We start from the raw sequence: 24,187 nt of genomic DNA, 5'->3' as shown, positions 1-24,187 counted from the left end.
TCCTTGTTATCGATTGCTGACAAGTACTGAAATAAGGTCTTCGGCCAGCGTTAATCCACCCCGGTAGCCAGTGTAGCCTCTGTCCAGAATAGCCCGATTGGTGACCGGGAAAGAAACTGGCAGGAAAGAGGCTCCAATCTTCTGCGCCGTACTGGCTTCAAGGCTGCTGCCGACAAGAAACGCCGGACTAAGCGCATCATAGTATTTGTCGTTTTTATTAGGTTTCCAGTTCTGCCGAATATGATTTAGCAATTGCCCGGCATGTTGTTCAAATACGACTTTGGGTTTAGTTTCAGAACTTAACTGTTCAAACTTTTTCTCATATTTCTTTTGGCTAAACTCATCCTCAACATCATTGATAACCACAAGTTGCGGCACCCAGCCCAAATCGTCGGCCAAATAACTGATCAAGGGAAAAGCATAATTGCTGTCGGCCGAAACTATCGCATACCGTTGCAGGTCAATATCGCCGTAAATATCTAAAAATCTCTCAATATAGCTGTAATAATATTGTTTTTCTTCAGCCATAAGCGCTTCAACTATAGCCGGTTCAATTCCCAGCCGTTCGCCAATTTTATGTAAAAAAGCATCAGTTCTCGTTTCACCGACCGGAAGATCAATAGTAACATACGGAATATTGTGCTTTTCTTCAAAAACTTTAGCAGTATCAATGCCATATTTCTCGGAGAATACAATTGTCAAAGCAGCATCCCCGTAATTTTTTATTTTTTCAATGGTTTCGCCATCCCCAAAAAAGGTATTGGCTTTTATGCCTAATTTTTTTAACAGCCTTTGAATTCCCCGGATATTGCCCCTATAAAAGACATCCTGTCCAGGCATAATCCCCAAAATGTTGACCGTCTTTTCAGCCTTTACGGCTTTGGGTTCGATAAACTCGGCAGCAAGGGCGCTCAGCACCACCTCATAGCCTTTAAACCCATTACCCAAAAAACCCGGCGTATTGGCAGCCAGCACGGGATACTTGCCATCCTTGAAACGTTTAGCCACACCTACGACATCATCACCGATGATTTCAACTTGACATCCAGTTACGACAAAGTACAGATCACCATCAATTACTTTGATAGTATGCGTAATTTGCTCTTCCAACCGCTCCTCTCCACCAAAAACGATATCTTTTTCGACAACATTGGAAGTAGGCGTCATCTGGCCGCTGCAATAACCGGACCCTCTGTAGCCGCTTGCCTGGTTATATGTGCCTGACAGCATGGTAGCGCATCCCCCTGACGCATGAACGATGGGAATTGCTCTTGGCAGTGAAGCTATCGTAACAATTGCACCACCCAGAGCGCATGTAGATTTTGCGCGTTCGATAAAAGTACCCATGTAATAACCTCCTAAATATTTACTTATATATTAACAATAATTAATTGTAAATTTCGCCCATATGCTCTTTCATTTTGGGTAGGCAATTATAAAATGCGATTGCACCAACTACGCAAGCTATACCAAAAATACATTCTGTCGCCGGTGCGCCAATATTTTCTGCTAAAAATCCGGCCAACAAACTGCCTAGTGGTGTCAAACCCTGGTGCGCCATAGAGTACATACTCATAATTCGACCGCGCTTATCATCATCTACCACTGTTTGCAACAGTGTATTTGTCGATATGCTATGCATAATCATCCCAATACCAGCAAAAAACATGATGCCTAACGCCAGCCAGACTGAGGTATTTTGCGAAAAGACAGCCAGAGCCAAGCCAAATAACCCTGCGGCTATTGGCGTGATATTTTCCAACCCTGCTACATGGGCACGTGCTGCCAGAAAAAAGGCTCCGCAAATGGCACCCAGTCCTACGGCCGAAAACAGAAAACCCAATATATAAGAGCCACCACCCAAAATTTGATCAGCAAAAACTGGCATAAGCACAATGTAAGGCATTCCCAAAAAACTGATAATCCACAGCAAAAAGAATAAATACCTGATAGGAGGGAAGTAATAGGCGTAGGTAAATCCCTCGCGCAACTCGCGCGCAATTGATTTTTGTCCTAGAGCAATTGGTGTTTTGCCAATTCGCATAGCTAGTAAGGCCGCGATTACAGCGATAAAACTAACTGCATTTAGCAAAAAACAGATCCCTTCACCAACAATCGCGATTAAAATACCAGCAATAGAGGGGCCTATAAGCCGCGACGCATTGATAATAATGGAGTTTAGTGCAATAGCATTGTTCATATCCTCGCGATTATCCACCATATCAAAAATAAATGCGTGCCGAGCTGGCATATCAAATGCCTGAATACAGCCCAATAACGTACCCATCACCATCACATGCCAAACCTCAATCCGGTCAGTCAGCACCAGTGCCGCCAAAATAAACGCTTGTATCATTGACATAATTTGGGTGAAAATTATTATTCTATGTCTACTAAAACGATCTACCAGTAATCCAGCAAGCGGCCCCAATATAAAGCCTGGAATTTTGCTGCAAAAATTAACTATTCCTAACATAGAAGGCGACCCTGTCAGCTGGTAAACCAACCAGTTTATTGCAATATCCTGCATCCATGTCCCCATCATCGAAATCGTCTGACCGGTAAAAAACAACCGGTAATTGCGGTGCCTTAAAGCACGTACTACTAACTTACTGTTAGTGGTTATCTTTGATTGCATATCCCCCTTAATACCCATAAGATTAAACTATCTCCTCTTGCTGTTACTCTCTACCAGGGATACTATGACTATTTGTTAAAGAAAAAAATACTGAAAGCGAAAGCGTTGTCAAACATCGCCTTAGCCTTCAGTATTTTACTGATCAGCCAAATTTTACACTTGCGGGTAATAAGTCAACTATTGAACCGTATCTTGTACGTCATTAAAAAAGACAAAACTATTTTTATGCAAAGCTTCAACATCCACACCAGTATCCAACATACCAACTTGCTGTAATTGCTTTGCCGTTATGCCAAAGGCTTCGTAAGCACCGTTGACTGAGGGGATATAATTATAGGTTTTTAATACCGTTGCATTGAAAGCAGCGTCCCCGGCAACCCACTTTTTCTCAACCTGAATTTTTGCGGCTTCTTCCTGGTTTTTCTGTATCCAGGCACTTGCTTTTTGCATAGCTCGGGTATATTTTGCAGCAACCTCAGGATAATCCTGGGCTATATTGTCACGAACATAGGCCGAGCAGCAATATTGATGATTATATGGCTCAGTCACTGCCGAATCAACCAGCGTATTCAGAGAAAATTCTTTTTTGGCTACAGATGCAGTCGGATCATTCATTGCCAGCGCATCCACCGAACCATTTTTCAAAGCAATCGGCAAATCGCTGGCACTAAATACGACAAATTCCACTTCCATATTTTTCTCACTTACACCAACACCGGCATCGGCAAGAGCACGTTTCGCAAAAATTATGGGACTGCTGGTCATACTGGGAACCCCAATACGTTTACCTTTTAGATCTGTGAGGGTTTTAATTCCAGAGTCTTTAGGAACAAGTACCTTGTCGCAGCCAGTATGCAAGCCTGTTGTAATTTTAATCGGTAATCCATTGGAAAGCGGCTGCATCAGACTGGCAAGCAAACCAAAGCCTGCATCGACCGTGCCTGCGGTAACGGCTTCAAAAGCTGCTCCCGGTGCCAGCTTAATCAAATCAACCTGTAACCCCTCCTCCGCAAAAAAGCCTTTCTCTACAGCCATATGCAGCGGAGCTTCACATAAACTGCCCATATAACCGATTTTCAAAACAAAATCCTCGGCTTTTGTGACTGGCTTCTGCCCGCAGGCTGATAGTAATAATGTGGCTATTACAGTCACTGCAATAATACTCATTTTCTTTTTCAGGTTCATACTGTCTCACCTCTTATAAATAATAAGTTGGTTCTTTTTCATTACCCGCAAAATTCAATATCTTCAAAATTTTTGACCGCATATGAAGAAATTCAGGATTACTGCGCGCTCGTGGCCTGGAAAGCTTTACCTCAATGCAACTTTCAATCTTGGCTGGTCTTGGCGTCATAACAATGACGCGGTCTGACAGGTAAATCGCTTCATCCACATCATGAGTCACCATGATCATGGTTGTTTGCCGCTCCTGCCAAATGCGAATTAATTCATCCTGCATGTTCATGCGGGTGAATGCATCCAGTGCGCCCAGCGGCTCATCCAGCAGCAGCACCTTGGGGTGATTTACCAGTGCCCGTGCCAATGATGCCCGCTGTGCCATCCCGCCAGATAGTTGATGAGGATATGACTTGTGAAAAGTAGCTAATCCCACCAGATCAATAAATTTATCAACCTCGGCCTTTTTGTGCTTATATATGCGGCGCGCTTTCAGCCCAAAAGCTACATTGTCATGGATATTCAACCAAGGAAACAGCATGGGATTTTGAAATACCAAGCCGCGTTCATAGGATGGCTCTCTGATTTCCTCATCATCAACATACAGCTTGCCTTCATCGGCGCTGTTTAAGCCGGCAATCAGCCGCAGCAGCGTAGATTTACCACAACCGGAAGGACCAATGAGCGATACGAATTCACCGGCATTAATGGTAAGATCAATACCGCTAAGTGCAACAACATCAGGAGCATCCTGCTGGGGAAAGCGTTTGACGACCCCTGCTACTTTTATTTCCCCTACCATTTTATGACTCCTTTCTGCCATACCAGTACATGATCGCGTACCTTAAACAACAGCGTAATGAGAATAGAAAATGTAACTGCGATTAGGATCAGTCCTGCATATACATTTGCATAAGCCATCATCTCTTTCTGCCAATTAATGTACCATCCGATACCATTTTTAACCCCCAGCATTTCCGCTGTCATCAAAGTGATAAATGAGGCACATGTTCCGTTGAAAAGACCGATAAACATATGTGGCATAGAAGCAGGGACACCGACTTTAAATATTTGATAATACTTGCCTGCTCCCAGGGTGCTGGATACTTCGAAATATGCATTTTGCACATTTAAAATACCACTGCTTGTCATAACCGTAGTGGGGAACCAAACAGCAAGCGCAATCAGAAAAGCACTGGCTGAAAATGAGGTTGGAAAGCTAATTAGCACTATCGGAATCCACGCTGTAGCAGGAATAGGGCCTAAGACACGAATTAACGGGTTTACCCAATAACTTGCCGCATTACTGAATCCCACAGCAATACCTGTGGCAAACCCGGCAATGGCACCAAAGAAATATCCCGTAAAAAGAAGCTTGCCTGAAGAAGCAAGGCAAATAGCAAGAAATGTTCTGTCTTCCACAATAACGCTTATTATCTTATCAAGTGATGGAAAGTATATGACTGGCAATAATCCGAGTTTTTTGGTTACGATGTTCAGTACATTTAAAAATAAAATCGTTGCCGCAATAAATAAGTCTCTTTCTTTCAGCCATAATTTTGCCTTAGCGTTAAAATAGGATGCTATCGTAACGGTCGTAAAAATTACAAAAAATCCTGCCAACAAATATAAAAAATAGGGTTGTTTTGTAGTTGTATGCTTGCCGGCATTCCCCATCATAACTTCCACCGCAATTGCTAAAATTACTGACAATACCGGCAGCCAGATAATTAGTTTCTTCATTTCGATTAACCTTCTTTCTTGATATATATACAATGTGTTACAGACTTTTGCAGATAGGTGGTGTGTTGGCAATACACCACCTATCTGCGCCTGCAAACATCTTTAATGCAAAATATAGCTAAAAATAATGCGAAAAGGCCGAGAAATTGTTTTTTCTCAAAAACAATTTCTCGGCCTCTAGTATACTAACCAGTCAGCCGTCAACCGCTGATTGGTTGACATGTATTATTCAAAACTATTCTACTACATATTATGATTGTATTATAAAGTATATGTCTCTTATTGTAAAGTATCTCACCTTATATTTCTTTTTTCTGCAACAGCCGTTTATGATACGAGTGAGCCGTGTACAACGCTGCTACCGGATTATGACCGGTCACTCTGTCTTTTACAACCAGCGCAGTAACCAATGCATCCGAGTATTTTATAAACAGCGAATCATGTCCCACACATAAACCAATAATAACGTTCAAGTCTGTTTTCTGGTAATTCAGTATTCTAGCCTGCAATATCGGATTACACATGGCTTCAAAATTACCAGGCCTTAGTTTATGCTCCTCCTGTACACCAATTTCCGTTTTATCTACAGCACCGACTTTGCAAATAGCACTATAATATTCCAAACCATTAGCTTCCAATATATTAGCAAAAATTTTAGCTTCCTCAATCAAACCAGCACAAGTAGCAATACCAATTTTTTTGGCGCCAATACGATTGGCAAATTCAATAACTTCCTCAACCCGAGTCAGTTTGCCATAAAAAATTCCTTCTACCTGCGCCGATGCTCTGGCTACAATAGCATCCTGGTCGTCGCCTTGCAAATGCTGCTTAATTTCTTCAATATCATCGGCAATCGAATGTCCCTCATTATCCTTTGTGGTTAAACAAAATCCGGGAAACTCCTTACTCTTGCTCCGACAATTGTAAATAGTACAATCCGTGCAGCTTAAATTCTGTATGCTTTCTTTTTTCCCCATAATAGCGCCTCCTCATTGTAGCTTCTGCTATAAATAAAAAAGCCGAAGATGTGCAAGCATCCCCGGTCTTCAGTACGTCTGATCAACCAAGCTATCTTATAGTATAAAATTAATAGTATGACTATCATTTCCATATTCAATAATTGAACACTGTTATTACTATATCATACTTAGCCATTATTTGTCTAGTTCATTCTTGTGGCTCCCGGGCATAACGTTTGGCTTCGTCAAGCTGCTGCTGGGTAAGCATGAAGTCCCTCAGTCTGTTAACTCTTTTGCCGATAGGGGATGAACTTTTGCAGCCACCTAATTAGTTCCTGGCATTTGGATTGAATTCATTGGTATAAACTTGTTCCGGCTTAATACCGGGTTTAATCTCATTAAAATCAGTAAGCAAATCAATCCAAACAGTAACCGTTTCATCTAAAATGATACCATCTTTAGCATAGTAACCAGGTTTAACTGTCTTGGGGTCAACGTTGGCTCGTTTAGCGGTAATTTCTATGGCTTTTTGCGGGTTTTCATTGCACCAGTTGTTGGTTTTGGCCACGGCTGCCACAAAGCGTTTGACTACATCAGGTTTTTCTTTAATAAACTTTTCAGAAAAATAGGCAGGCGTATTGCCGCCAATAGTTCCCCATACATCGTAGTCGCTGAATAGAACGGTAAATTCGCCCCGATCCTTGATGAAATCAGAAGTTTTATGCAGCATGGCCAGATCAATTTCGCCCTGACGTAAAGCCTGATCCAGCTGTACTTCGGGGATAACAATGATCTGTACCTTGCTTTTAGGATCATCTACGCCATTTTTTTTCATATAGGCATAGGGCGTATATTCATTGCAGCCGCCAATAAGCGGTATCCCGATTTTTTTTCCAACCATGTCCTGGGCTGTTTTTATTGGGCTGTTTTTAGTAGTTACACCCACCATATGTGGTATAGCCTGGCTGGTCTCCGTACCTGCCGCTACTGCCTTAACTTTCGCCCCGGCAGAGATCCCGGCAATAGTTCTGTTGATATGAGCGCCACCCACATCAAGTTTTCCCCCCACAACCGAGGCCACCAACTGAGTAGAAGGAACAACACCAGCATATTCAATTTTTATATCTTGTTCCGCAAAAAAGCCTAGTTCCTCCCCAACATAGTAAATGGACGGACTTGTAGGTGCGGTAGGAGTAGCCACTCGAATAATATCTGGCTGCTTTGTGCCACTTTCCCCAACAGTACTTGCCTGCTGCTGCTTTGAGCAGCCAGCTACCAACAATGTTAACACAACAAGCATTGCAATGCTTGTTGTTATCAGCCTACCCCGGATCTTTTCTTGCAACTTCATCACTTCCTCCAAACTATGTTACTTTAATTTGCCAGCATTCGGATTAAATTCGTTTGTATAAATTTGATTTGATTTTATGTCGCCTTTTATTTCACCAAATTCTTTTAGCAAATCAATCCATACTGTTACTGTTTCTTCTTTGATAACGCCATCGGGGGCCTGGTAACCCCTTTTTACTAATGCAATATCTCTGTTAGCTTGTTTTGCAGTAATTTCAACCGCTTGCTGCGGATTTGCATTTATCCAATTGTTCGTTTTCCCCACTGCTTTAGTAAACCGCTTAACAACATCCGGTTTTTCAGCAATAAATTTCGTGGAAAAATACAACGGCGTTCCCCCGCCGATAGTTCCCCAAACATCATAATCAGTAAACAATACCTTCATTCCTTTACGTTCGGCAATAAAGTCCGGGGTCTGGTGCAGTCCAGCTATATCAATGTCTCCTTGACGCAGAGCTTGCTCCAATTGGGAATCCGGCATAGTAATAATTTGGATCTTATTTTTAGGATCAGTTATGCCAGCCTTTTTCAGGTATGCGTACGGAGTATACTCGTTACACCCACCAACGGTACGCAAGCCTACTTTTTTTCCTACCATGTCCTGGGCATTTTTTATTGGACTATTATCCAAGGTGACAAATACCATGTGAGGCATCTCTAAAGTAGTTTCACTGGCCGCTGCCACCGCCTTGATTTTGGCACCAGCGGAAATTCCGGCGATTGTCCTATTGACATGGGCACCGCCCACATCAAGTTTTCCTGCTACAACTGAAGCAACTAACTGGGTGGAGGGAACAACACCTGCATATTCTAATTTGATCCCTTCTTCAGCAAAAAAACCTAGTTTTTCGCCAATGTAATATATAGAAGGGCTGGTAGTTTCAACAGGAGTAGCCACTCTGATAACATCCGGTTGTTTTTCTTGGATTTCACCAACAGCTTTTGTTGGCTTATTATTAGCACATCCAAATACAAACATTAAAAAAATCACTAAAACTGTAACAATTGTTATATGCTTGACGTTATTTTTTCCTTTCACCTAACCCCACCCTTTACTAAATTTCTCAACAGTTCAAATTCGTATTAATGGCCTTTCCTTCACCCTACATTCCTCCTTTTATTTCTGCAATAACAACAAAGCTGAAGACCAAGAATTTTATCTTAGCCTTCAGCTCAATGACTGATCGGTTACACTGTTTATGTTTTTATTTTTATATTCCTCACTCCTTCAGGTCTTCTATGCAAGCATCTCTACAAAGGCTTTTATCCTGGTAAGTACCTGACCACTGGGTGCTCCGGTCTGGAACGATCCTTCCAGGTTAATACTTGGTATACCCTTCTCATGGAAATATTTGCGCCACATTTCCCTGTCAACACTGGCAAAAGAGCAGCCGATATATCCATAGAGAATCAAGCCCCGAGCATTTAGCTTATCAACTTCATGCTCCAGTACGTTGCGTGCATATACGCCCGCACCTGCGCCTGCATTGTCATATAACCATCTGGCCAACGATTCCACTGGCGGGATATCTTCCCGATACTGTTTAAACGGAACGCTGCGGAGTCCTAAAAGTGCACCCCCTGCCTGGTCGATAGCCTCATAGATGCCAAACTCCTGACCTGTTCCCCCTGCCCATACTAATGGAATAACATTCTTTAGATCGGCTGCGTTGACCGGCGTATTTTGCAATTCCTCGATTAATAAATCAATGGCTGCTTCATATTCTTCTGGTTTACCAAAATAATTGTTTAAGCCGACATTCAGCATCAATATGGTTGCCAGACTGCGTACATAAAATGGATGCTGCCGCCTTAATTCAAGAACTGTCCGGAGTTTGTTCAGCAAACGGTTTTTTCTCTGAATTTCAACCTTGAGCTTATCTTCATCAAGCTTCCGGCTGCCAGTAAGCCACTCAACCACATCATAAATTTCCTCAACAAAAAATTTAACTAACTCCTCCAGCCGTTTCCCTTCCACGGTAGGTCCGCGATATACAACATCATTGCTGTACACATCATACCCTTCCCGCTCCATGATTTCCCAGGCCAGATTGAACGGTTCGCAGCCTGAACCATTACCAAGTATGCGTTTTATAGTACTGGTATTGCGCCGCAAATGCCATTGACCCACCGTACATTTCACCATTGAGCAGGTCTCCACCGGAAACTGGTAATAGTCTTCGGCAATCAGCATAACCTCTTTGTCACTTAATCGCCCCATCTCGCCAAAAGCCACAGGTATGGTGTCACATGCATAAATCAGCGGTACTTCCCAGCCATACCCATTGCTCCAAATGGCTTTCTTCCGTCCCTCCTGGTAAGCCTTCTCGGCATCTGAAACATATGACGCCGATAAATCTAATAGCTTGTTGACAGCTGGTGAATAGCTGTGAACTGTTTTACAATATTCTACATAATCACGCTGGCTTTGAACTTCCTCGATCTGCATTTGTAATCCCCCCTCTTTCACCCAACACCTCAATAAAGGCTTCCAGTCTGGTTTTCAACTGCCCCTGGTCACTGGCTGAATAGTCTACCGGTACTTCCAGGACTGGTATCCCCAGTTTTTGATAATGCCGGAAAAATTCGTGCTTAATTTGTCCGTAGCATGGGCAGAATTTGAGGTACACATACAAAATCCCGTCTACTTTGTATTCCTGTGCCAAGTCACCGGAAATAGTGACACGCTCTTGCAGCGGTTTCATCCGGGTGCAAGGCGATTGGTCCAGGTAGCCTTCAGCTAAGGCTTGATAGGGGTCTCCATCTTCGTTAATCTGGAAGCTTACATTCCGGGAACCGGTGCAATGGTCTTCAATTACTACCCGTGCTCCCACGGTATCTTCTATCAGTTCCAGCAGCCGCCGATCACCGTCAGCCACTACTCCGCCCGCCATCATCAGCCGGATGGGTTTGCGCCCTTGGTCTGGCACTGCCGCCAGGGTGTTATAGATTTCCTGGTACAAAATCAGCAGTTCTTCCGGTGGCAGATAGTAGTAGCCTTTGATGAGGTCTAAGAAGTCCTTGCCTTTGATTGGCGGGTTTTCCCGTTTCCGTAGGTCAGATATCTGTTTTAATACCGCCCGCACTTTGTTGTAAATTTTGATTTGTTCCCGTACGGCTTCTTCGGTTACGGTATTTCCGGACAAGCTTTCCAGGTCTTCTTTAAAGTTCAGGATTTCTGTCCGGTAGTAATCTCTTGAAGATTCTTTTTGCCGCAAACGAGGCAGGATATAGATATCGGTGGGAGCAAAGAAGTCACCGATGGCTTCCCCTACTTTCTTTATGCAGTCGCAGGTATAGAAGGTATAGACCTTATCCAGCGATTTGTATAAGGGGTCGCCTTCTTTGAAGGCTCCCAGTATGCTCTTGGTAAAGTCGCAGAAAACGCTTTGGGTGATTTGCTCACCGCTGGCAACAATTTCCGTGTTGCCTTTTTTGAATAGTCGCAGTTGGTTCACACCAGCTGCATTGATAAGTTCCAGCGGCGTATAGGTGCACAAATAGCCTACTTTCTTTTTCCCGTCAGCGCCGGTGATGATGGATTCTTGTTGTTTGGCAATCCGGTTTTCCAGGTCGGTTAAATCCAAGCTGAAACCGCTGTTATCCTCCTGGTCGCCGCGATATCCTGTTGCCTGATAGTTCTGTGCATGGACCGCTGCTCCCAACGCGCCGGCGTAGATGGCGTCCAGCTTAAATTCACTGATCGGATGCTCCAGCAGGTCTTCGATCGCCTTTTTCATGCCAACATTGTTGGAAACTCCGCCGGAGAATGCCAGACCAGGTTCAAGACCGATACGGCTTATCAGGTTGCGCACCCGCCGGGCGGTAGCCATGTGAATTCCGGCGGCGATGTCTTCCGGGGTAGCTCCTTTTGCCCGCAGTGAGATGACTTCTGATTCGGCAAATACTACGCACTGGCTGCTGATTTCGGAGGGTTTGGCTGCTTTAACTGCCGCTTCTCCCAGTTGGCTTAAATCCAAATCTAACAGCTGGGCTACTTTTTCCAAAAACCGTCCGGTACCGGCCGCGCATTTATCATTCATGACGAATTCGACCACTCTGCCTGTTTCCGGATCGACTTTTATGCCCTTAGAGTCCTGACCGCCAATGTCGATAATGGTTTTAATGCCGGCATTCAGGTAGTGCGCTCCCATTGCGTGGCACGAAATTTCGGTCACAATCTGGTGCGGTATGTCGGGAAAGCTCATCGCTACCCGCCCGTAGCCGGTGCCTACGATATAGCTGATGTCTGATCGTTTCAGACCGGATTTTTCTAATAGCTCTGCCAACAATTCATCTGAGGTTTCCTGCATCTCAATCCCGGTGGGGGTTTGTACGGCATATAGCTCATCACCTGTGAATAACACTGCTTTGCCTGTTCTTGAGCCAATATCTATTCCCACTACCGTTGCTCCGGTAAGATTCTCAATGAGTGTTTGATCAATTACTTCTGCTATTTTCATATTCCTTCGCTCCTTTGCTTTATTCGCCTCATACCTAGGCCAGCATTTCTACAAACGCCCTAATCCTTGTTAGGATTTGCCCGGTGGGTGGCCCAACCTGAAATGTGCCTTCAATGTTAATACTTGGGAAACCCCGTTTATGAAAATACTCCCGCCACATTTCCCGGGCTACACTGCCATATGAGCAGCCAAGATAACCATACAAAACCAGCCCTCTGGCCTTAACTTTTTTAAGCTCCTGCTCAATCACTTTTTGCACATAAATGGAAGCCCCTGCATCTTGATTCCCGAGCACATGCCGCGCTAATGCTTCCACCGGCGGCAATGTCTCATCATAATTATTAAAGGGGTAACCACGAAAACCGAGTAATGCACCGCCAGACTGATCAATGGCTTCATAAATGCCAAATTCCTGTCCGGCACTGCCTACCCAGACCAGCGGAATCACTTTATTTAAATCCCGCTCATCAACAGGCGCTGTTTCCAATTCTCTGATTAATTCATCCAGCATGGCTTCATATTCTACCGGTTTGCCAAAATAAGTGTTTAATCCGGTAAGTAAGTAAATTGAGGGCAGACTGCGCATATAAAAGGGATTTTTGATGCGCAATTCCAAAATTCTGCGTACCTTACTAATTAAGCGGTTCTTTCTTTGAATTTCAATTTTCAATTTTTCTTCATTGATTTCCCGGCTGCCTGTCAACCATTCTGCCGTTTCATGAATTTGCTCAATTAAAAACTTGACTAACTGCTCCAGTCGCTCCCCTTTAACGCCAGGCGCCCGATAAACAACATCAATAGAATGAACATCATAACCTTCATTTCTCATTAATTCCCAGGCCAGATTGTATGGCTCGCAGGCCACACTGGCACCAATAATTTTTTTGATGCCGCTGCCGCGACGTTTGTGCCATTGCCCAACAGTGCACTTTACCATTGAGCAGGTTTCTTGTGGAAACTGGTAATAATCCTCGGCAATTGTGACTGATTCTATGTCACTTAGCCGCCCCATCTCACTATATGCCACTGGAATTATATCAGAAGCATAAACCAATGGTATCTCCCAGCCAGTAGCTCTGGACCAGACAGCATTGATTTTCCCTTCTGCATGTGCTTTTTCAGCATCAGATACATAAGATGTTGATAGATCTAGTAATTTACCAATAGCCGGTGAGTAAGGATGTACCTCATTTTTGCTGTATATCAAATAATCCCGCGGACTCTGAATATCTTCAATGTCCATACATGTATGCCTCACTTTCCAAATATCAATTATTGCATTAAAGGTTGCTATACGGGTTAAATTCGTTAGTGAAAATTTGTTCCGGTTTTATATCACTTTTTATTTCGCCAAACTCTTTCAACAAATCAATCCATATGGTTGCTGTTTCCGGTTGAATAATTCCCTTGGGGGCAAAATAGCCGTTTCGTAACAATTTGGCATCAACATTGGCTTTTTTGACAGTAATATCAATAGCCTGTTGTTGATTCGTGTCAGCCCAGTCATTGGCCTTGGCCACTGCTTTTACAAAACGCCTAACCACATCAGGTTTTTCTTTAATGAATTTTTCCGAGAAATAAAATGGTGTATTACCACCAACTGTGCCAAAAACATCATAATCGGTAAATAGTATTTTCAGGCCACCGCGTGCCATTAAAAAATTAGGATTTTTATGGAACCCGGCAACATCAATGTCTCCTTGCCGCAAAGCCTGTTCAAGATTGGCTTCCGGCATAATAATGACTTCAATCTTGCCTTTGGGGGATTGTACGCCATTTTTCATTAAATAGGCATACGGTGTATATTCATTGCAACCGCCAATTGTCGGAATGCCCACTTTTTTTCCTACCATGTCCTGAGCATTTTTGATTGGACTGTTATCTAGTGTTACATACACCATATGGGGAATTTCCTGGGTAGTTTCAGTGCCGGCAACTACGGCTTTGATCTTGGCCCCTGCCGAAATTCCAGCAATGGTTCTATTAATATGAGCAGCACCAACATCAATTTTTCCTGCCACCACAGAAGCAACCAATTGAGGTGATGGTATAACCCCTACATATTCCAGCTTAATGCCTTCTTCCGCAAAATACCCTAAGTCTTCGGCAATCATAAAAACATCGGGGCGGGTTACATCGGCCGTGACAGGCACGCGAATGATATCTAACTGTTTCCCATTGGTGTCAGCAGCCGCCTTTTTAGATTCCTGATTCTTAGAGCAGCCGGCAAGCAAGAGGGATAGCGCCAAAATCATGATTATAGCAATGCTCACAGCCTGCCCGGTGTTTCTGAATTTAGTTCTCATTACAATGCCTCCATATGTTTCAATATTTTGTGTATAGAAGAGTAGATCGCTACTATTTTCAACAGAAGCTACGAGTAATAAAACTCTAGCCTTCAGTTTGATAGCTGATCAGCTACTGTATGAAATGTCAAGAAGATCGCCTTGGTATACTAACCTTTTTGCTAACTTGCCGACGCAGATAATTCTTCTTTTTCAGCATTGGCTGCTGCCAGGCTTTTTTGGGCAATAATCGCCCCGCCTAAGGCCCCCGCGTAAATGGTATCCAGTTTGACTTCACTGATAGCGTGACCTAACACTTCGGTAACAGCCTTTTTCATTCCGGCATTATTAGATACCCCACCAGTAAATACTAAGTCTGGCTCCAGACCAATGCGATTAAACAGATTACGGATGCGGCGGGCGGTCGCAATATGAATACCTGCGGCAATATCGGCCCGTTTCTCACCTTTGGCTTTCAGTGAAATAACTTCCGATTCCGCGAATACAACGCATTGGCTGCTAATATCGGAAGGCTTAGTCGCATTCAGCGCTTCCTGCCCCAGCTCTTCAGTAGTTAGATCCAGAAGTTGTGCTACCTTTTCCAAAAACCGCCCGGTACCGGCAGCACATTTGTCATTCATAATAAACTCCACCACTTTGCCATTTTTCGGGTCTACTCTTATTGCTTTAGAGTCTTGTCCGCCAATGTCTACAATTGACCGTACATCGGCATTAAGTACATGGGCTCCCATGGCATGGCAGGAGATTTCTGTAACAATTTTATTGGGAATATCGCCAAAATTAAGGGATATCCGGCCATAGCCGGTACCGACGATATACTGAATATCTGAAAGCTCTAAACCGGTTTGTTTCAGTAGTCTGTCAACCAGTTTATCAGCAGTCTGCTGAGTAAATACTGCGGTTGGAGTAATAGCTGTGTACAGCTTGCCGTCTGTCAATAACACTGCCTTACCTGTCCGTGATCCAATATCAACACCAAGAACTGTATCATTAGTAAGAGTACCAATTACTCTTTTATCAATAACATCCACTAGTTTTTTCATTTTGTTCACTCCTCAATTTTTTCATAATCACGCTAGTTTTCCCTAGACAGTTTCGACCGTTCCTTTCCAGCGGGTAAGATAGTGTTCCAGTTTAACAATCAGATAATTAAGCGACATCCCCAAAATAATCAATACTAAAATACCGGCGTACATTTTTTCCGGCTCATATTTGTGCTGGGCATCGAAGATTAAGAAGCCTAACCCGGCACTGGCACCCAGCATTTCTGCAGCCACCAAAATAATAAGCGAGCGAGTAGCGCTAATTCTAAGTCCTGTAAGAATGGACGGCGCAGCTGCCGGTAATATAACATTAGTAAACAACTTTAGTCTGGATATAGCCATCGAGCGTGCCGCCTTTACCAGCAACGGGTCCACTGTTTTAACACCTTCGATGGTATTAATCAAAATCGGCCAGATGGAGCCCCAAAATATAATCCCGATTTTAGATACCTCGCCTAGTCCAAAAATCAGGATAAATACCGGGTACAGTGCCAGTGTCGCCGTATTCCGGCATACTTGCATCAACGGATCGACAATTCTTTCAACCCGCTTAAACCATCCCATAAAGATTCCCAGGGGAATCGCCAGGATTACTGCCACGAGAAACCCCACTACTGAGCGTTGAAAACTTGCCAGTGCATGGGTAAGCAATGCACCTGACACCACAAGCTCCAGCAAGCTTTTGATAACCTCACTGAAGGCGGGTAAGCTACGGGAATCAATGAAACCTGCTGACGGCAAAAGCTGCCATATCACAACAACAATTCCAATGGCAATTACCTTTTTTAGGACTTTCCCGCTTTTTTCCCAGTAGGCATGTAACACGATTTCACCTCCTTTGTATCACTAGCTGTGTCTTTTACCGATTGCTGATTAATGTACTTAAAATATCAGTAGCTAACCTAAGGCCGCCACGGTAGCCCGCATACGCCTGATCAGTTACTACCCTGTTCGTAATTGGATAGGTTGCACTAAGAAATCCGGCTTTAAATTCCTGCGCCAATGGCCGGTCCCAGGTGCTGCCAAGCACAAAGGCAGGACTGATGGGCGAACTATATTCATCTGTTTCGTCAGCCACTTTGGCCCGCAAGGCAGCGGCAATCCGGCTGGTATCGGTTTCAAAAATCAGCGTAGGACGCAGTTCTGGCGGCAATATAGAAAACCGCTCAGCTACCTTGGCCTTACCGGCATCGTCGAGGATATCAGTCACAGCGACAAAGTAGGGAATCCAACCAAAATCATCGGTAATAAACCGTGTTAGTGCATAACTGTAATTGGCATCGCCCACCACAATGGCAAAACGCTGCAAATCCAAATCATTGTACAACTCGGCTACGTGCTGCAAATAAGCATAATAGCCTGCCGTTTCCCGCTCCACTACCGTTGTCAGAGCAGCCTGATCGATCACAATATGCTTGGTAAGCTCCTCCAAAAACTCTTTGGTAGCGGTAGGTCCGATCGGCAGCGGTATAGTTACAAACGGAATGCCGTGAATTTCCTCAAAGGCTTGAGCCGCTCCCAAGCCGTATACATCAGACAAAACAATAGTTAAAGCTGCCTGGGAAGAGGTTTTCAACGACGCCAAATCATCAAATGGACTAAAAAAGGTATTTACCTGCAAGCCTATATCTTCCAGTATTCGTTTTAACTCCAGCAGATTTCCCCGCCAAAATACATCCTGTGCTGGAATAAGGCCCAGCAAGTTAATCTGATTGCTAACCTTCTCCAGACCATGCTCCACAACCTGAGCGATCAATGCTGACAGAATCAAATCATAGCCATTGGCGGAATTGCCTTTAAAACCGCCGGTTTCAGCAACTACCACCGGCTTCCCCTCAGCCTTGAAGCGTCCGGCGATAGAAGCAACATCATCCCCGATAATATCTGTCATGCAGCCGGTAATTACCGCATACAGATCGGCATCAACAATATCCAAGGTGCTTTCAATCTGCTCGGCCAGCCGGCTTTCACCGCCAAAAATTACCTCTTTTTCTAAGATATTGGTACTTGGCGTAGCCCGCCCATTGCAATAACTGGTTCCCCAATAGCCACTGCCGGATTTGGCCGCGCCATCAGCGGCCGAAGCACAACCAGGAGCCGAATGTACAATGGCAACGGCCCGGTTGAGTGCGTTTATTGTTACCAACGCCCCGCCTAACGCGCATTGATACCGCGGTTTTTCAATAAAGTTGCTGCTCATTGTGCGGCCACCTCTTTTTTCTTTTGCGTTTCCGTCGTATTTTGCTCTGAAGCCAGAGCAGCTTCCTGAACCTTAATAAAGGTAAATGGATTTTTTTCGTACCAACTTAACTTATATGGGTTTTTAGTATGTTTAGCCAAATTCTGGTTAAAGGAGAAGTTTTTAAGAACTCTCGCCGCTTTTTTGGCCACTGCGTAAAAGCCTTGGTAACCAATATAGCTGTCAAAGATTCTAAAAATGGTTACTGTGGGCAATCCCAGTTTAGCCGCCCAAATATTATCGGTTACATGTCCGATAAACAAATCGGGTTTAAGTTTATTTAAGAGATTGGTAAGCTCAAAGGGCTGAAAATTGGCAATGTCGACGCTGAAATTTTTACCGTTTTGGTTTTTCACCAGCTTTTCATAATAATCCTCACCAAAATGATCGTGATGATAAGAGCGAACCCCGACAACCTCCAGCCCCAGTTCCTGAAATAATGCGCCAGTTACCAACGCCCTGAATTCACCGGCGCTTAAAAATACTGTTTTGCCGCTCAAGGCCGGCGTATACTTGGCTACCGCCTGCAAAACCTTCTTTTCTTCTGCGTCAATGAATGCTTCTGCCTGGTTTTCCAATCCAAAATGGCTGGCAATATCTAAAAGCCAGGCTCTGGTATTTTCCAGACCGATTGGCATATCTTTTAAAACATAGGGCACACCATATTCCTTGTGAAGGTAATCGATGAAATAGTCATCATGAGTAGGGCAGACACTAATCGTCAAATCAGCCTGGGTCATATTGCGGATGGTTTCCCGGGTGGCAAAGTTGGGGCCAATCGTAACATCAATACCGATAGCATTAAGCAGTCTAGTGATTTCATCTTCATCCGGCTTACCCACCGAAGCCAGATTGATCACATTAACCAATGGGCGTTCGCGCTTACTGCCAGGTTCCCGCCGCGGCGGCCGGCCTTCTTTGTCACTTTCGATAAAGCCATGTACGATGGCATGAAAGGCGACATCATAGCCTGTTGCCCAAACCTTGGTTTTAAAGCCTTCGCAGTAAGCGACAAGCACCGGAATAGCTAATTTATCCCGCACCCGGTCAATTACACTGGCCACATCATCACCGATAATCGAAGGCGTGCAGGTCTGAAACACCACAATCGATTTGGGAGAATAGCGTTCATAGGTTTCCAGGATGGTCTGCTCCAATTTTTCCTCGCCGCCATGAACAACATCACTTTCGGTCAAATTGGTGGATACCCATATTCCCTCTTTGGCATTGGGATTGCCTTTTTGTACATTTCGCAGCCGAATGCCAATGACTGTGCTGATACCATTTGCCGCGCAGCCGATAGCACCATGAACAACAACTGCCGTATCAGGCAACGTCAGCAGCATACCCATTGTTGGCAGCAATTGACACAGTCCTGATTGCGAGAAGGCCCGCTCCTGGTTTTTCAGGCAGCCTTTATTTTCACCCTTTAAACTGCAAGCTGTACCGCCATAAGCAATGCAGGCTTCCAGCCTGCTTTCCCGGCCTGGTACTACTTTGTCTTCTAATAAGCTCATTATTGGTACCTCCTTTTACTATTCATTAACTATCTTTTCTTTCCAACCGGTCAGGCGTTTTTCCAGGGCAACAAGCAGATAATTGACGGTAACCCCAAGGAGTGACATGGTAATGATGCCAGCATACATTTCTGGTACCGCATACCGTTCTTCAAAGTAAAAAATCATGAATCCCAGGCCAGCATTAGCACCGATCATCTCAGCAGCTACCAATACTAGAATTGAACTGGCCGCGCTCAGTCTGACACCTGTTAATATTGAGGGCAGCGCTGCTGGTGCAATCACCTTATACAGCAGTGTCAACTTGGATACCCCCATAGAACGGGCTGCCTTTATGAGCAGTGGATCGGTATTCTTCACGCCGGAAATGGTATTCAGCAGTGCTGGCCAAATAGTTCCCCAGATGATAATCGCCATTTTAGAAACCTCACCGATGCCAAAGAGTAGTAAGAATACCGGGTATAGAGCCAACACAGAAGAATTACGGCAAGCCTGCACTAAAGGATCTACCACTTCCTCCAGTTTGTCATACCAGCCCATAAAAACTCCCAAAGGTATTGCTATCCCGATACCGATAAAAAAACCAGTAACAGAACGGCTGATACTAATTGAAAAATGTTTAAAAATTTCGCCGGTACTCACCAAAGTAAATAAACTTTGTATTACATCACTAAACGGCGGCAAAAGAAACGGATCAATTAACTCTAGTCGCGGCATCAGCTCCCATACCAGCAATACAAGCACAATACCAAAGATCTTTTCTAATACTGTTACTAACGGCTCGAAGGGTATTTTGCAACTGAGTCCGGTATTTGAAGTAACCTGCACTTTTTTTCTGTACACTTTGCGAAAATTGTTGACTACATGTTCTATCATTTAGCCATCACCTTTCCCTAGATTTTTACTCCTGCCTGAAAATAAAAAACTGAAGACGCTTATTGTTCGTCTCCAGTTTTTTCACCGGTCAACTCATTAATAAAAAAAACAATATTTTTATACTATACCTTGTCATGAGTCTAAAGCCCTTATTAGGTGCTATAATAGTAAAAGGCCAAGGCTCATGTTATGAACCTTGGCCTTCAGTTTGTTATCTGATCGGCACACCGCTTATAATAGACTCAAGTTTGTAAGTACTATATTTTATGATAGAATAACACATTACGCTACACGTGTCAATGTTCAAATCGAACTGGGATTACCTATTCGCTGACCTCATGTTTGTTTTTAAGTCTCATAGATTGCTATAGTAAAACCTTGACTATTTTGAAAACCGTGCTATAATTTAGCTTAAAATTAAAAATCATTCGCATAATTTGTATGGCGGCTGATCAAAAAAAACTGAAGGCCAAAGAAGTTGTTATAAGCAGCTTCTTTGGCTTTATTGTTTTTTTATCTGAATTTTATATTTAACATTATTTTCTTTCAAGCAGAGATATTACGTTGGAGGTGAAATTATGGGACTGTTAACCACAGCAGGCAATGTAGCATTACGGGGTTCAGGACTGTTTCTGTTCCTGCTGTTATGGGAAATCGCGCCGCGGGTAGGTTGGGCTGATGCGCAGTTTTTACCACCTTTATCGGCGGTAATAGCAGCCGGGTATAAGCTTTGGGAGCAAGGCCTGCTGTATCCGCAGCTGATTGTGAGTTTGTGGCGAGCATCACTGGGCCTGCTGCTAGCTTTGTTAGTTGCAGTACCCGCAGGCGCTATTTTGACAGGCTGGTTTCCGGGAGTGCTCAAATATTTGGATCCTTTGTTCCGACTTTTAAGCAATGTCAATCCGTTTTCACTGGCTCCCATGTTTATGTTGTTTTTTGGAATTGGTGAAGCCATGAAGTTAATGATTATTGCTTTGGTCTCATTATGGCCGATTTTGTTTCATACTATTACGGGCATTCGCACTGTTGATCCGTTGTTGATTAAAACAGCCCGGTCGATGAACGTTTCTAATTTTGTTTTAATGCGCGATATTCTATTACCAGGCGCTTTGCCCACGATTGTTACCGGCATACGCATTAGCGTACAAATGGCAGTTTTTATGCTTGTGGCCGCCGAAATGCTAGGAGCAAAGGCCGGGTTGGGCTGGCTGGTGCATGCGTCCGCAATGCTTTCTCAAGTGCCGCGGATGTATGCCGGTGGCGCTTTTATAATATTATTGGGGATTTTTATTAACAAAGTCATTTTACATATCGAAAAAACCAGCTTTTTCTGGAAAGAAACCGTGGGAATCTTTGACGCCGCTTCGCCAGTCCATAGTAAAGGAAAGTGGTCGAGGTTGTTCAACGAATACTATGTATCCATTGTGGTACTATTGTTTGCTTTTATTATTGCTGCCGGCGGACACGAAGTGAACCGTTTAAATAAAGAACGCTTTATTGAAACTACTTCTCCTCAGGTCAATCATGAAAAGCATACCATGAAACAGCATCTACCAGGCTGTACTGAAAAGGAAGAAAATAACACATTGAATTACGTTGGCGGTGACTAACGCGGACTCACTAGGAGGGAAGATTGCATGCAAGTGTTGAAAAAGGCGTTTACGAATACGATTGCCATTATCACTTTTATTTTGGTGTGGGAACTGTCAGCCTGGTTCGGGCTGGTCAATACCATGTTTATACCGGCTTTTTCTACTGTACTGCTAGCCATTGCCAAGCTGCTCATTTCCGGGACGCTTGTTCCTCATATTGCAATTAGTTTGCAGCGATCCATCGGCGGGCTTGCGATTGCAGTGGCAATTGGTATTCCCTTAGGTTTTGTCATGGGTGGCTGGTTCCGCAAGCTAGAAACCGCATTGGAACCCTTGTTTGAAATAGCGGCGCAGGCCAATCCCTATATTTTATTTCATGTGATTATATTATTTCTGGGAATTGGCGAAGCTGCTAAGCTTGCGATTATTGCGTGGATTTGTATTTGGCCGGTTTTATTCAATACAGCTGCTGGAATCCGCCATGTAGACGCTGACCTATTAAAAGCGGCCCGGTCGTTTGGCCTGACGCGTTGGTCACTGTTTTACAAGATCGTGCTGCCGGCAGCAGGACCATCCATTTTCACTGGTTTGCGTTTGAGTGCGGGATATTCTTTTTTTCTGCTCATTGCTGCCGAAATGATGGGATCAAGTTCAGGTTTGGGATGGTTTCTTATAAACAGCCAGGAGAACTATAATATTGAGTGGATCTTCTCCGGTGCTGTGGTTATTGCCATACTAAGCATTACTATTGATTCCATTGTAAAATTTCTGGAAAAGAAAATTATTGTATGGAGTGAACCTTGCTAACATGTATGGCAGGAGATCAGGTCATTATTAAAGCAGAACTATAAAAAAACATCGGATTATTATCTTTGTTGTACAAACAAAACAAGAAGCTGGATTCACAACAAGGAATCCGGCTTCCGGTTTTTAGCATGTACAGTTTAGATTACGCTATCATTGTCGCGAAGATTTTTCTTCCAATCCAAAAAACTATTTTCAATAGAATGCAGCAAGTAGTTCAAACTCATTCCCAGTAAAGCTATAACGATAACTGCGCCAAAGGTCGAGCTGCGAATCAAGCGTCCCACACCATAATAAGCACCCATGGATTCAGCAGCAATGAGAATAAAAAAAGCATAGGTTGCACCAGATCGTATACCGGTAAAAATGGCCGGTGCCGCCGCCGGTAAAATAACTTTGCTAAAAATCTCCAGCCTATTGGCGCCAAGAGAACGGGCCATGTTAATATAGAGCGGATCCACATGCCGAACACCGGCAATTGTTGTAAAAAGAATTGGCCAGATAGTTGACCAAAAGATAATGAAGACTTTAACAAGCTCACCAATCCCAAAAAATAAAATAAAAATTAAAGATAACGGCAAAGCATTTACTTGCTCAAGCAGACGGAATAGTCGCATTAAGTTCCGGGATAAAGCAGGAAAAACGCCTCCTAAAATAATACCGGCAGGTACTGCAAAAATCGCAGCCAGTACCAATCCGAGGAAAATTCTTTGCAAACTTGCCGCTATATGGATGAACAAAACGCCACTCGCGGCAAGCTTGCCAAGATACAATAGGACCTGCGAAAAAGGAGGAAAAAACTGTCTATCCACTAACCCATATCGTGGTGCAAATTCCCACACCAGCAAGAACATCATAATGCCTAAGCTATTAATAAATTGATCACCAATATATTTTATACCAGTTTTCACGGTTTCTTTCCTCATATTTCTAGCTGCCTACTTCCTCCAAGAGATATACACCAAAGTATTTATCTTGCATGTCCCTTACACTCCGTATGTACGTACAATAAGAATAATAAAACAACCGACTTTTTTAAAAAGGAGTGGCCATCACTATGTTTAGGTTAAAGTACAAACATGCTGCCCTGATTATAACCTTAGTCGCCAGCCTGTCCGGCCTGCCCGGTGTCCCTTTTTGCTCCGATATAACCTTAGCCACTGCCTATCCTGAGCAAATCAAAATAACATGTACGAATAATCCCCAGACTAGCCTGACCGTTACTTGGCGAATGGATTGCTACACGGAATACTGCCATGTGCAATATGCAGAAATCACCAGCAAACATTCCACTCCGTATGATGTCAAAACAATCACGGCCGAACCGACAAGACTATCGACTCCTGCCGGACCCATTCAACTGTATTCGTCAACAATTACTAGGCTAAAACCGGGAACCAGCTATTTTTACCGCGTGGGTTGCGGCAATACCTGGAGTGAATGGCGCAGCTTCGTAACAGCAGCGGAATAGGGCATTTGTT

At 43.8% G+C, this 24,187-nt stretch carries 21 protein-coding genes; 3 read left to right on the top strand and 18 right to left on the bottom strand.

Going from position 1 to position 24,187, the window contains the following annotated elements; all coding sequences use genetic code 11:
- Positions 1-6: 6 nt before the first annotated feature.
- From SALPA_RS17365 to SALPA_RS17280, 17 genes are all read right to left on the bottom strand, one after another.
- On the bottom strand, positions 7-1,347 hold the full coding sequence (locus SALPA_RS17365) for a nitrogenase component 1 (protein ID WP_145096771.1): 1,341 nt from the start codon (positions 1,345-1,347) through the stop codon (positions 7-9).
- Between the two features lie 40 nt (positions 1,348-1,387).
- Positions 1,388-2,656 carry an MFS transporter gene (locus tag SALPA_RS17360; protein ID WP_222428029.1) on the bottom strand — a complete coding sequence of 423 codons (1,269 nt, stop codon included), beginning with the start codon at positions 2,654-2,656 and terminating at the stop codon, positions 1,388-1,390.
- A gap of 159 nt (positions 2,657-2,815) precedes the next feature.
- Positions 2,816-3,823, bottom strand: coding sequence for an ABC transporter substrate-binding protein (locus tag SALPA_RS17355; RefSeq protein WP_255451247.1), 1,008 nt, complete (start codon positions 3,821-3,823; stop codon positions 2,816-2,818).
- Between the two features lie 13 nt (positions 3,824-3,836).
- Entirely contained in the window at positions 3,837-4,616 is a 780-nt protein-coding gene (locus SALPA_RS17350; RefSeq protein WP_145096769.1) for an ABC transporter ATP-binding protein, read from the bottom strand.
- Positions 4,610-5,557, bottom strand: a complete 948-nt coding sequence (locus tag SALPA_RS17345) for an ABC transporter permease (RefSeq protein ID WP_145096766.1) — start codon at positions 5,555-5,557, stop codon at positions 4,610-4,612. Before SALPA_RS17345 ends, SALPA_RS17350 begins: the two co-directional genes overlap by 7 nt.
- 299 nt (positions 5,558-5,856) lie before the next feature.
- The gene (locus tag SALPA_RS17340) at positions 5,857-6,534 is read right to left on the bottom strand and encodes a DUF1847 domain-containing protein (protein ID WP_145096763.1); all 678 of its coding nucleotides are present in this window, start codon (positions 6,532-6,534) and stop codon (positions 5,857-5,859) included.
- A gap of 310 nt (positions 6,535-6,844) precedes the next feature.
- Positions 6,845-7,867 carry an ABC transporter substrate-binding protein gene (locus SALPA_RS17330; protein WP_145096760.1) on the bottom strand — a complete coding sequence of 341 codons (1,023 nt, stop codon included), beginning with the start codon at positions 7,865-7,867 and terminating at the stop codon, positions 6,845-6,847.
- Positions 7,868-7,885: 18 nt separating this feature from the next.
- Positions 7,886-8,905, bottom strand: a complete 1,020-nt coding sequence (locus SALPA_RS17325) for an ABC transporter substrate-binding protein (RefSeq protein WP_145096759.1) — start codon at positions 8,903-8,905, stop codon at positions 7,886-7,888.
- Between the two features lie 198 nt (positions 8,906-9,103).
- Entirely contained in the window at positions 9,104-10,315 is a 1,212-nt protein-coding gene (locus tag SALPA_RS17320) for a 2-hydroxyacyl-CoA dehydratase subunit D (protein ID WP_145096756.1), read from the bottom strand.
- Positions 10,284-12,329 carry a 2-hydroxyacyl-CoA dehydratase gene (locus SALPA_RS17315; protein ID WP_145096753.1) on the bottom strand — a complete coding sequence of 682 codons (2,046 nt, stop codon included), beginning with the start codon at positions 12,327-12,329 and terminating at the stop codon, positions 10,284-10,286. The genes SALPA_RS17320 and SALPA_RS17315 overlap by 32 nt, the downstream gene beginning before the upstream one ends.
- 34 nt (positions 12,330-12,363) lie before the next feature.
- Positions 12,364-13,572: a 2-hydroxyacyl-CoA dehydratase subunit D gene (locus SALPA_RS17310; RefSeq protein WP_145096750.1), complete on the bottom strand. Its 1,209-nt coding sequence runs from the start codon at positions 13,570-13,572 to the stop codon at positions 12,364-12,366.
- 37 nt (positions 13,573-13,609) lie between these two features.
- Positions 13,610-14,635 (bottom strand): ABC transporter substrate-binding protein, encoded by a 1,026-nt coding sequence (locus SALPA_RS17305; protein ID WP_145096747.1) that lies wholly within the window; start codon positions 14,633-14,635, stop codon positions 13,610-13,612.
- Positions 14,636-14,796: 161 nt separating this feature from the next.
- On the bottom strand, positions 14,797-15,678 hold the full coding sequence (locus SALPA_RS17300; RefSeq protein WP_145096744.1) for an acyl-CoA dehydratase activase: 882 nt from the start codon (positions 15,676-15,678) through the stop codon (positions 14,797-14,799).
- Positions 15,679-15,720: 42 nt separating this feature from the next.
- Entirely contained in the window at positions 15,721-16,503 is a 783-nt protein-coding gene (locus SALPA_RS17295) for an ABC transporter permease (RefSeq protein ID WP_145096742.1), read from the bottom strand.
- 34 nt (positions 16,504-16,537) lie between these two features.
- Positions 16,538-17,878: a nitrogenase component 1 gene (locus SALPA_RS17290; protein WP_145096740.1), complete on the bottom strand. Its 1,341-nt coding sequence runs from the start codon at positions 17,876-17,878 to the stop codon at positions 16,538-16,540.
- Entirely contained in the window at positions 17,875-19,434 is a 1,560-nt protein-coding gene (locus SALPA_RS17285) for a nitrogenase component 1 (protein ID WP_145096737.1), read from the bottom strand. Before SALPA_RS17285 ends, SALPA_RS17290 begins: the two co-directional genes overlap by 4 nt.
- Before the next feature lie 18 nt (positions 19,435-19,452).
- Positions 19,453-20,310 carry an ABC transporter permease gene (locus SALPA_RS17280; protein ID WP_145096734.1) on the bottom strand — a complete coding sequence of 286 codons (858 nt, stop codon included), beginning with the start codon at positions 20,308-20,310 and terminating at the stop codon, positions 19,453-19,455.
- A 578-nt stretch (positions 20,311-20,888) separates the two neighbouring features.
- Between SALPA_RS17280 and SALPA_RS17275 the strand changes: the two genes are divergently transcribed.
- Both SALPA_RS17275 and SALPA_RS17270 read left to right on the top strand, forming a co-directional pair.
- Positions 20,889-21,920: an ABC transporter permease gene (locus tag SALPA_RS17275; protein WP_145096731.1), complete on the top strand. Its 1,032-nt coding sequence runs from the start codon at positions 20,889-20,891 to the stop codon at positions 21,918-21,920.
- A gap of 27 nt (positions 21,921-21,947) precedes the next feature.
- Positions 21,948-22,709: an ABC transporter permease gene (locus tag SALPA_RS17270; RefSeq protein WP_145096728.1), complete on the top strand. Its 762-nt coding sequence runs from the start codon at positions 21,948-21,950 to the stop codon at positions 22,707-22,709.
- A gap of 137 nt (positions 22,710-22,846) precedes the next feature.
- On the opposite strand, the gene SALPA_RS17265 is transcribed toward SALPA_RS17270, so the two are convergent.
- Positions 22,847-23,632, bottom strand: coding sequence for an ABC transporter permease (locus tag SALPA_RS17265; RefSeq protein WP_145096725.1), 786 nt, complete (start codon positions 23,630-23,632; stop codon positions 22,847-22,849).
- A 131-nt stretch (positions 23,633-23,763) separates the two neighbouring features.
- Between SALPA_RS17265 and SALPA_RS17260 the strand changes: the two genes are divergently transcribed.
- Complete coding sequence (locus SALPA_RS17260; RefSeq protein WP_145096722.1) at positions 23,764-24,177, top strand: fibronectin type III domain-containing protein; 414 nt, start codon at positions 23,764-23,766, stop codon at positions 24,175-24,177.
- The last annotated feature ends 10 nt before the right edge of the window (positions 24,178-24,187 follow it).

Source organism: Sporomusa sp. KB1, from assembly GCF_007830295.1.
Taxonomy (GTDB): domain Bacteria; phylum Bacillota; class Negativicutes; order Sporomusales; family Sporomusaceae; genus Sporomusa.
Note: the sequence above shows the minus strand (reverse complement) of the source record. Positions and strands in the feature narration are given on the sequence as shown.

Bases quoted from the DNA above. Each gene is read 5' to 3' on its own strand.
- SALPA_RS17280 (WP_145096734.1), bottom strand. From the start codon at position 20,310: ATGATAGAACATGTAGTCAACAATTTTCGCAAAGTGTACAGAAAAAAA.
- SALPA_RS17275 (WP_145096731.1), top strand. From the start codon at position 20,889: ATGGGACTGTTAACCACAGCAGGCAATGTAGCATTACGGGGTTCAGGA.
- SALPA_RS17340 (WP_145096763.1), bottom strand. From the start codon at position 6,534: ATGGGGAAAAAAGAAAGCATACAGAATTTAAGCTGCACGGATTGTACT.
- SALPA_RS17360 (WP_222428029.1), bottom strand. From the start codon at position 2,656: ATGGGTATTAAGGGGGATATGCAATCAAAGATAACCACTAACAGTAAG.
- SALPA_RS17355 (WP_255451247.1), bottom strand. From the start codon at position 3,823: ATGAACCTGAAAAAGAAAATGAGTATTATTGCAGTGACTGTAATAGCC.
- SALPA_RS17290 (WP_145096740.1), bottom strand. From the start codon at position 17,878: ATGAGCAGCAACTTTATTGAAAAACCGCGGTATCAATGCGCGTTAGGC.
- SALPA_RS17285 (WP_145096737.1), bottom strand. From the start codon at position 19,434: ATGAGCTTATTAGAAGACAAAGTAGTACCAGGCCGGGAAAGCAGGCTG.
- SALPA_RS17330 (WP_145096760.1), bottom strand. From the start codon at position 7,867: ATGAAGTTGCAAGAAAAGATCCGGGGTAGGCTGATAACAACAAGCATT.
- SALPA_RS17300 (WP_145096744.1), bottom strand. From the start codon at position 15,678: ATGAAAAAACTAGTGGATGTTATTGATAAAAGAGTAATTGGTACTCTT.
- SALPA_RS17345 (WP_145096766.1), bottom strand. From the start codon at position 5,557: ATGAAGAAACTAATTATCTGGCTGCCGGTATTGTCAGTAATTTTAGCA.
- SALPA_RS17350 (WP_145096769.1), bottom strand. From the start codon at position 4,616: ATGGTAGGGGAAATAAAAGTAGCAGGGGTCGTCAAACGCTTTCCCCAG.
- SALPA_RS17310 (WP_145096750.1), bottom strand. From the start codon at position 13,572: ATGGACATTGAAGATATTCAGAGTCCGCGGGATTATTTGATATACAGC.
- SALPA_RS17265 (WP_145096725.1), bottom strand. From the start codon at position 23,632: ATGAGGAAAGAAACCGTGAAAACTGGTATAAAATATATTGGTGATCAA.
- SALPA_RS17270 (WP_145096728.1), top strand. From the start codon at position 21,948: ATGCAAGTGTTGAAAAAGGCGTTTACGAATACGATTGCCATTATCACT.
- SALPA_RS17315 (WP_145096753.1), bottom strand. From the start codon at position 12,329: ATGAAAATAGCAGAAGTAATTGATCAAACACTCATTGAGAATCTTACC.
- SALPA_RS17320 (WP_145096756.1), bottom strand. From the start codon at position 10,315: ATGCAGATCGAGGAAGTTCAAAGCCAGCGTGATTATGTAGAATATTGT.
- SALPA_RS17365 (WP_145096771.1), bottom strand. From the start codon at position 1,347: ATGGGTACTTTTATCGAACGCGCAAAATCTACATGCGCTCTGGGTGGT.
- SALPA_RS17260 (WP_145096722.1), top strand. From the start codon at position 23,764: ATGTTTAGGTTAAAGTACAAACATGCTGCCCTGATTATAACCTTAGTC.
- SALPA_RS17305 (WP_145096747.1), bottom strand. From the start codon at position 14,635: ATGAGAACTAAATTCAGAAACACCGGGCAGGCTGTGAGCATTGCTATA.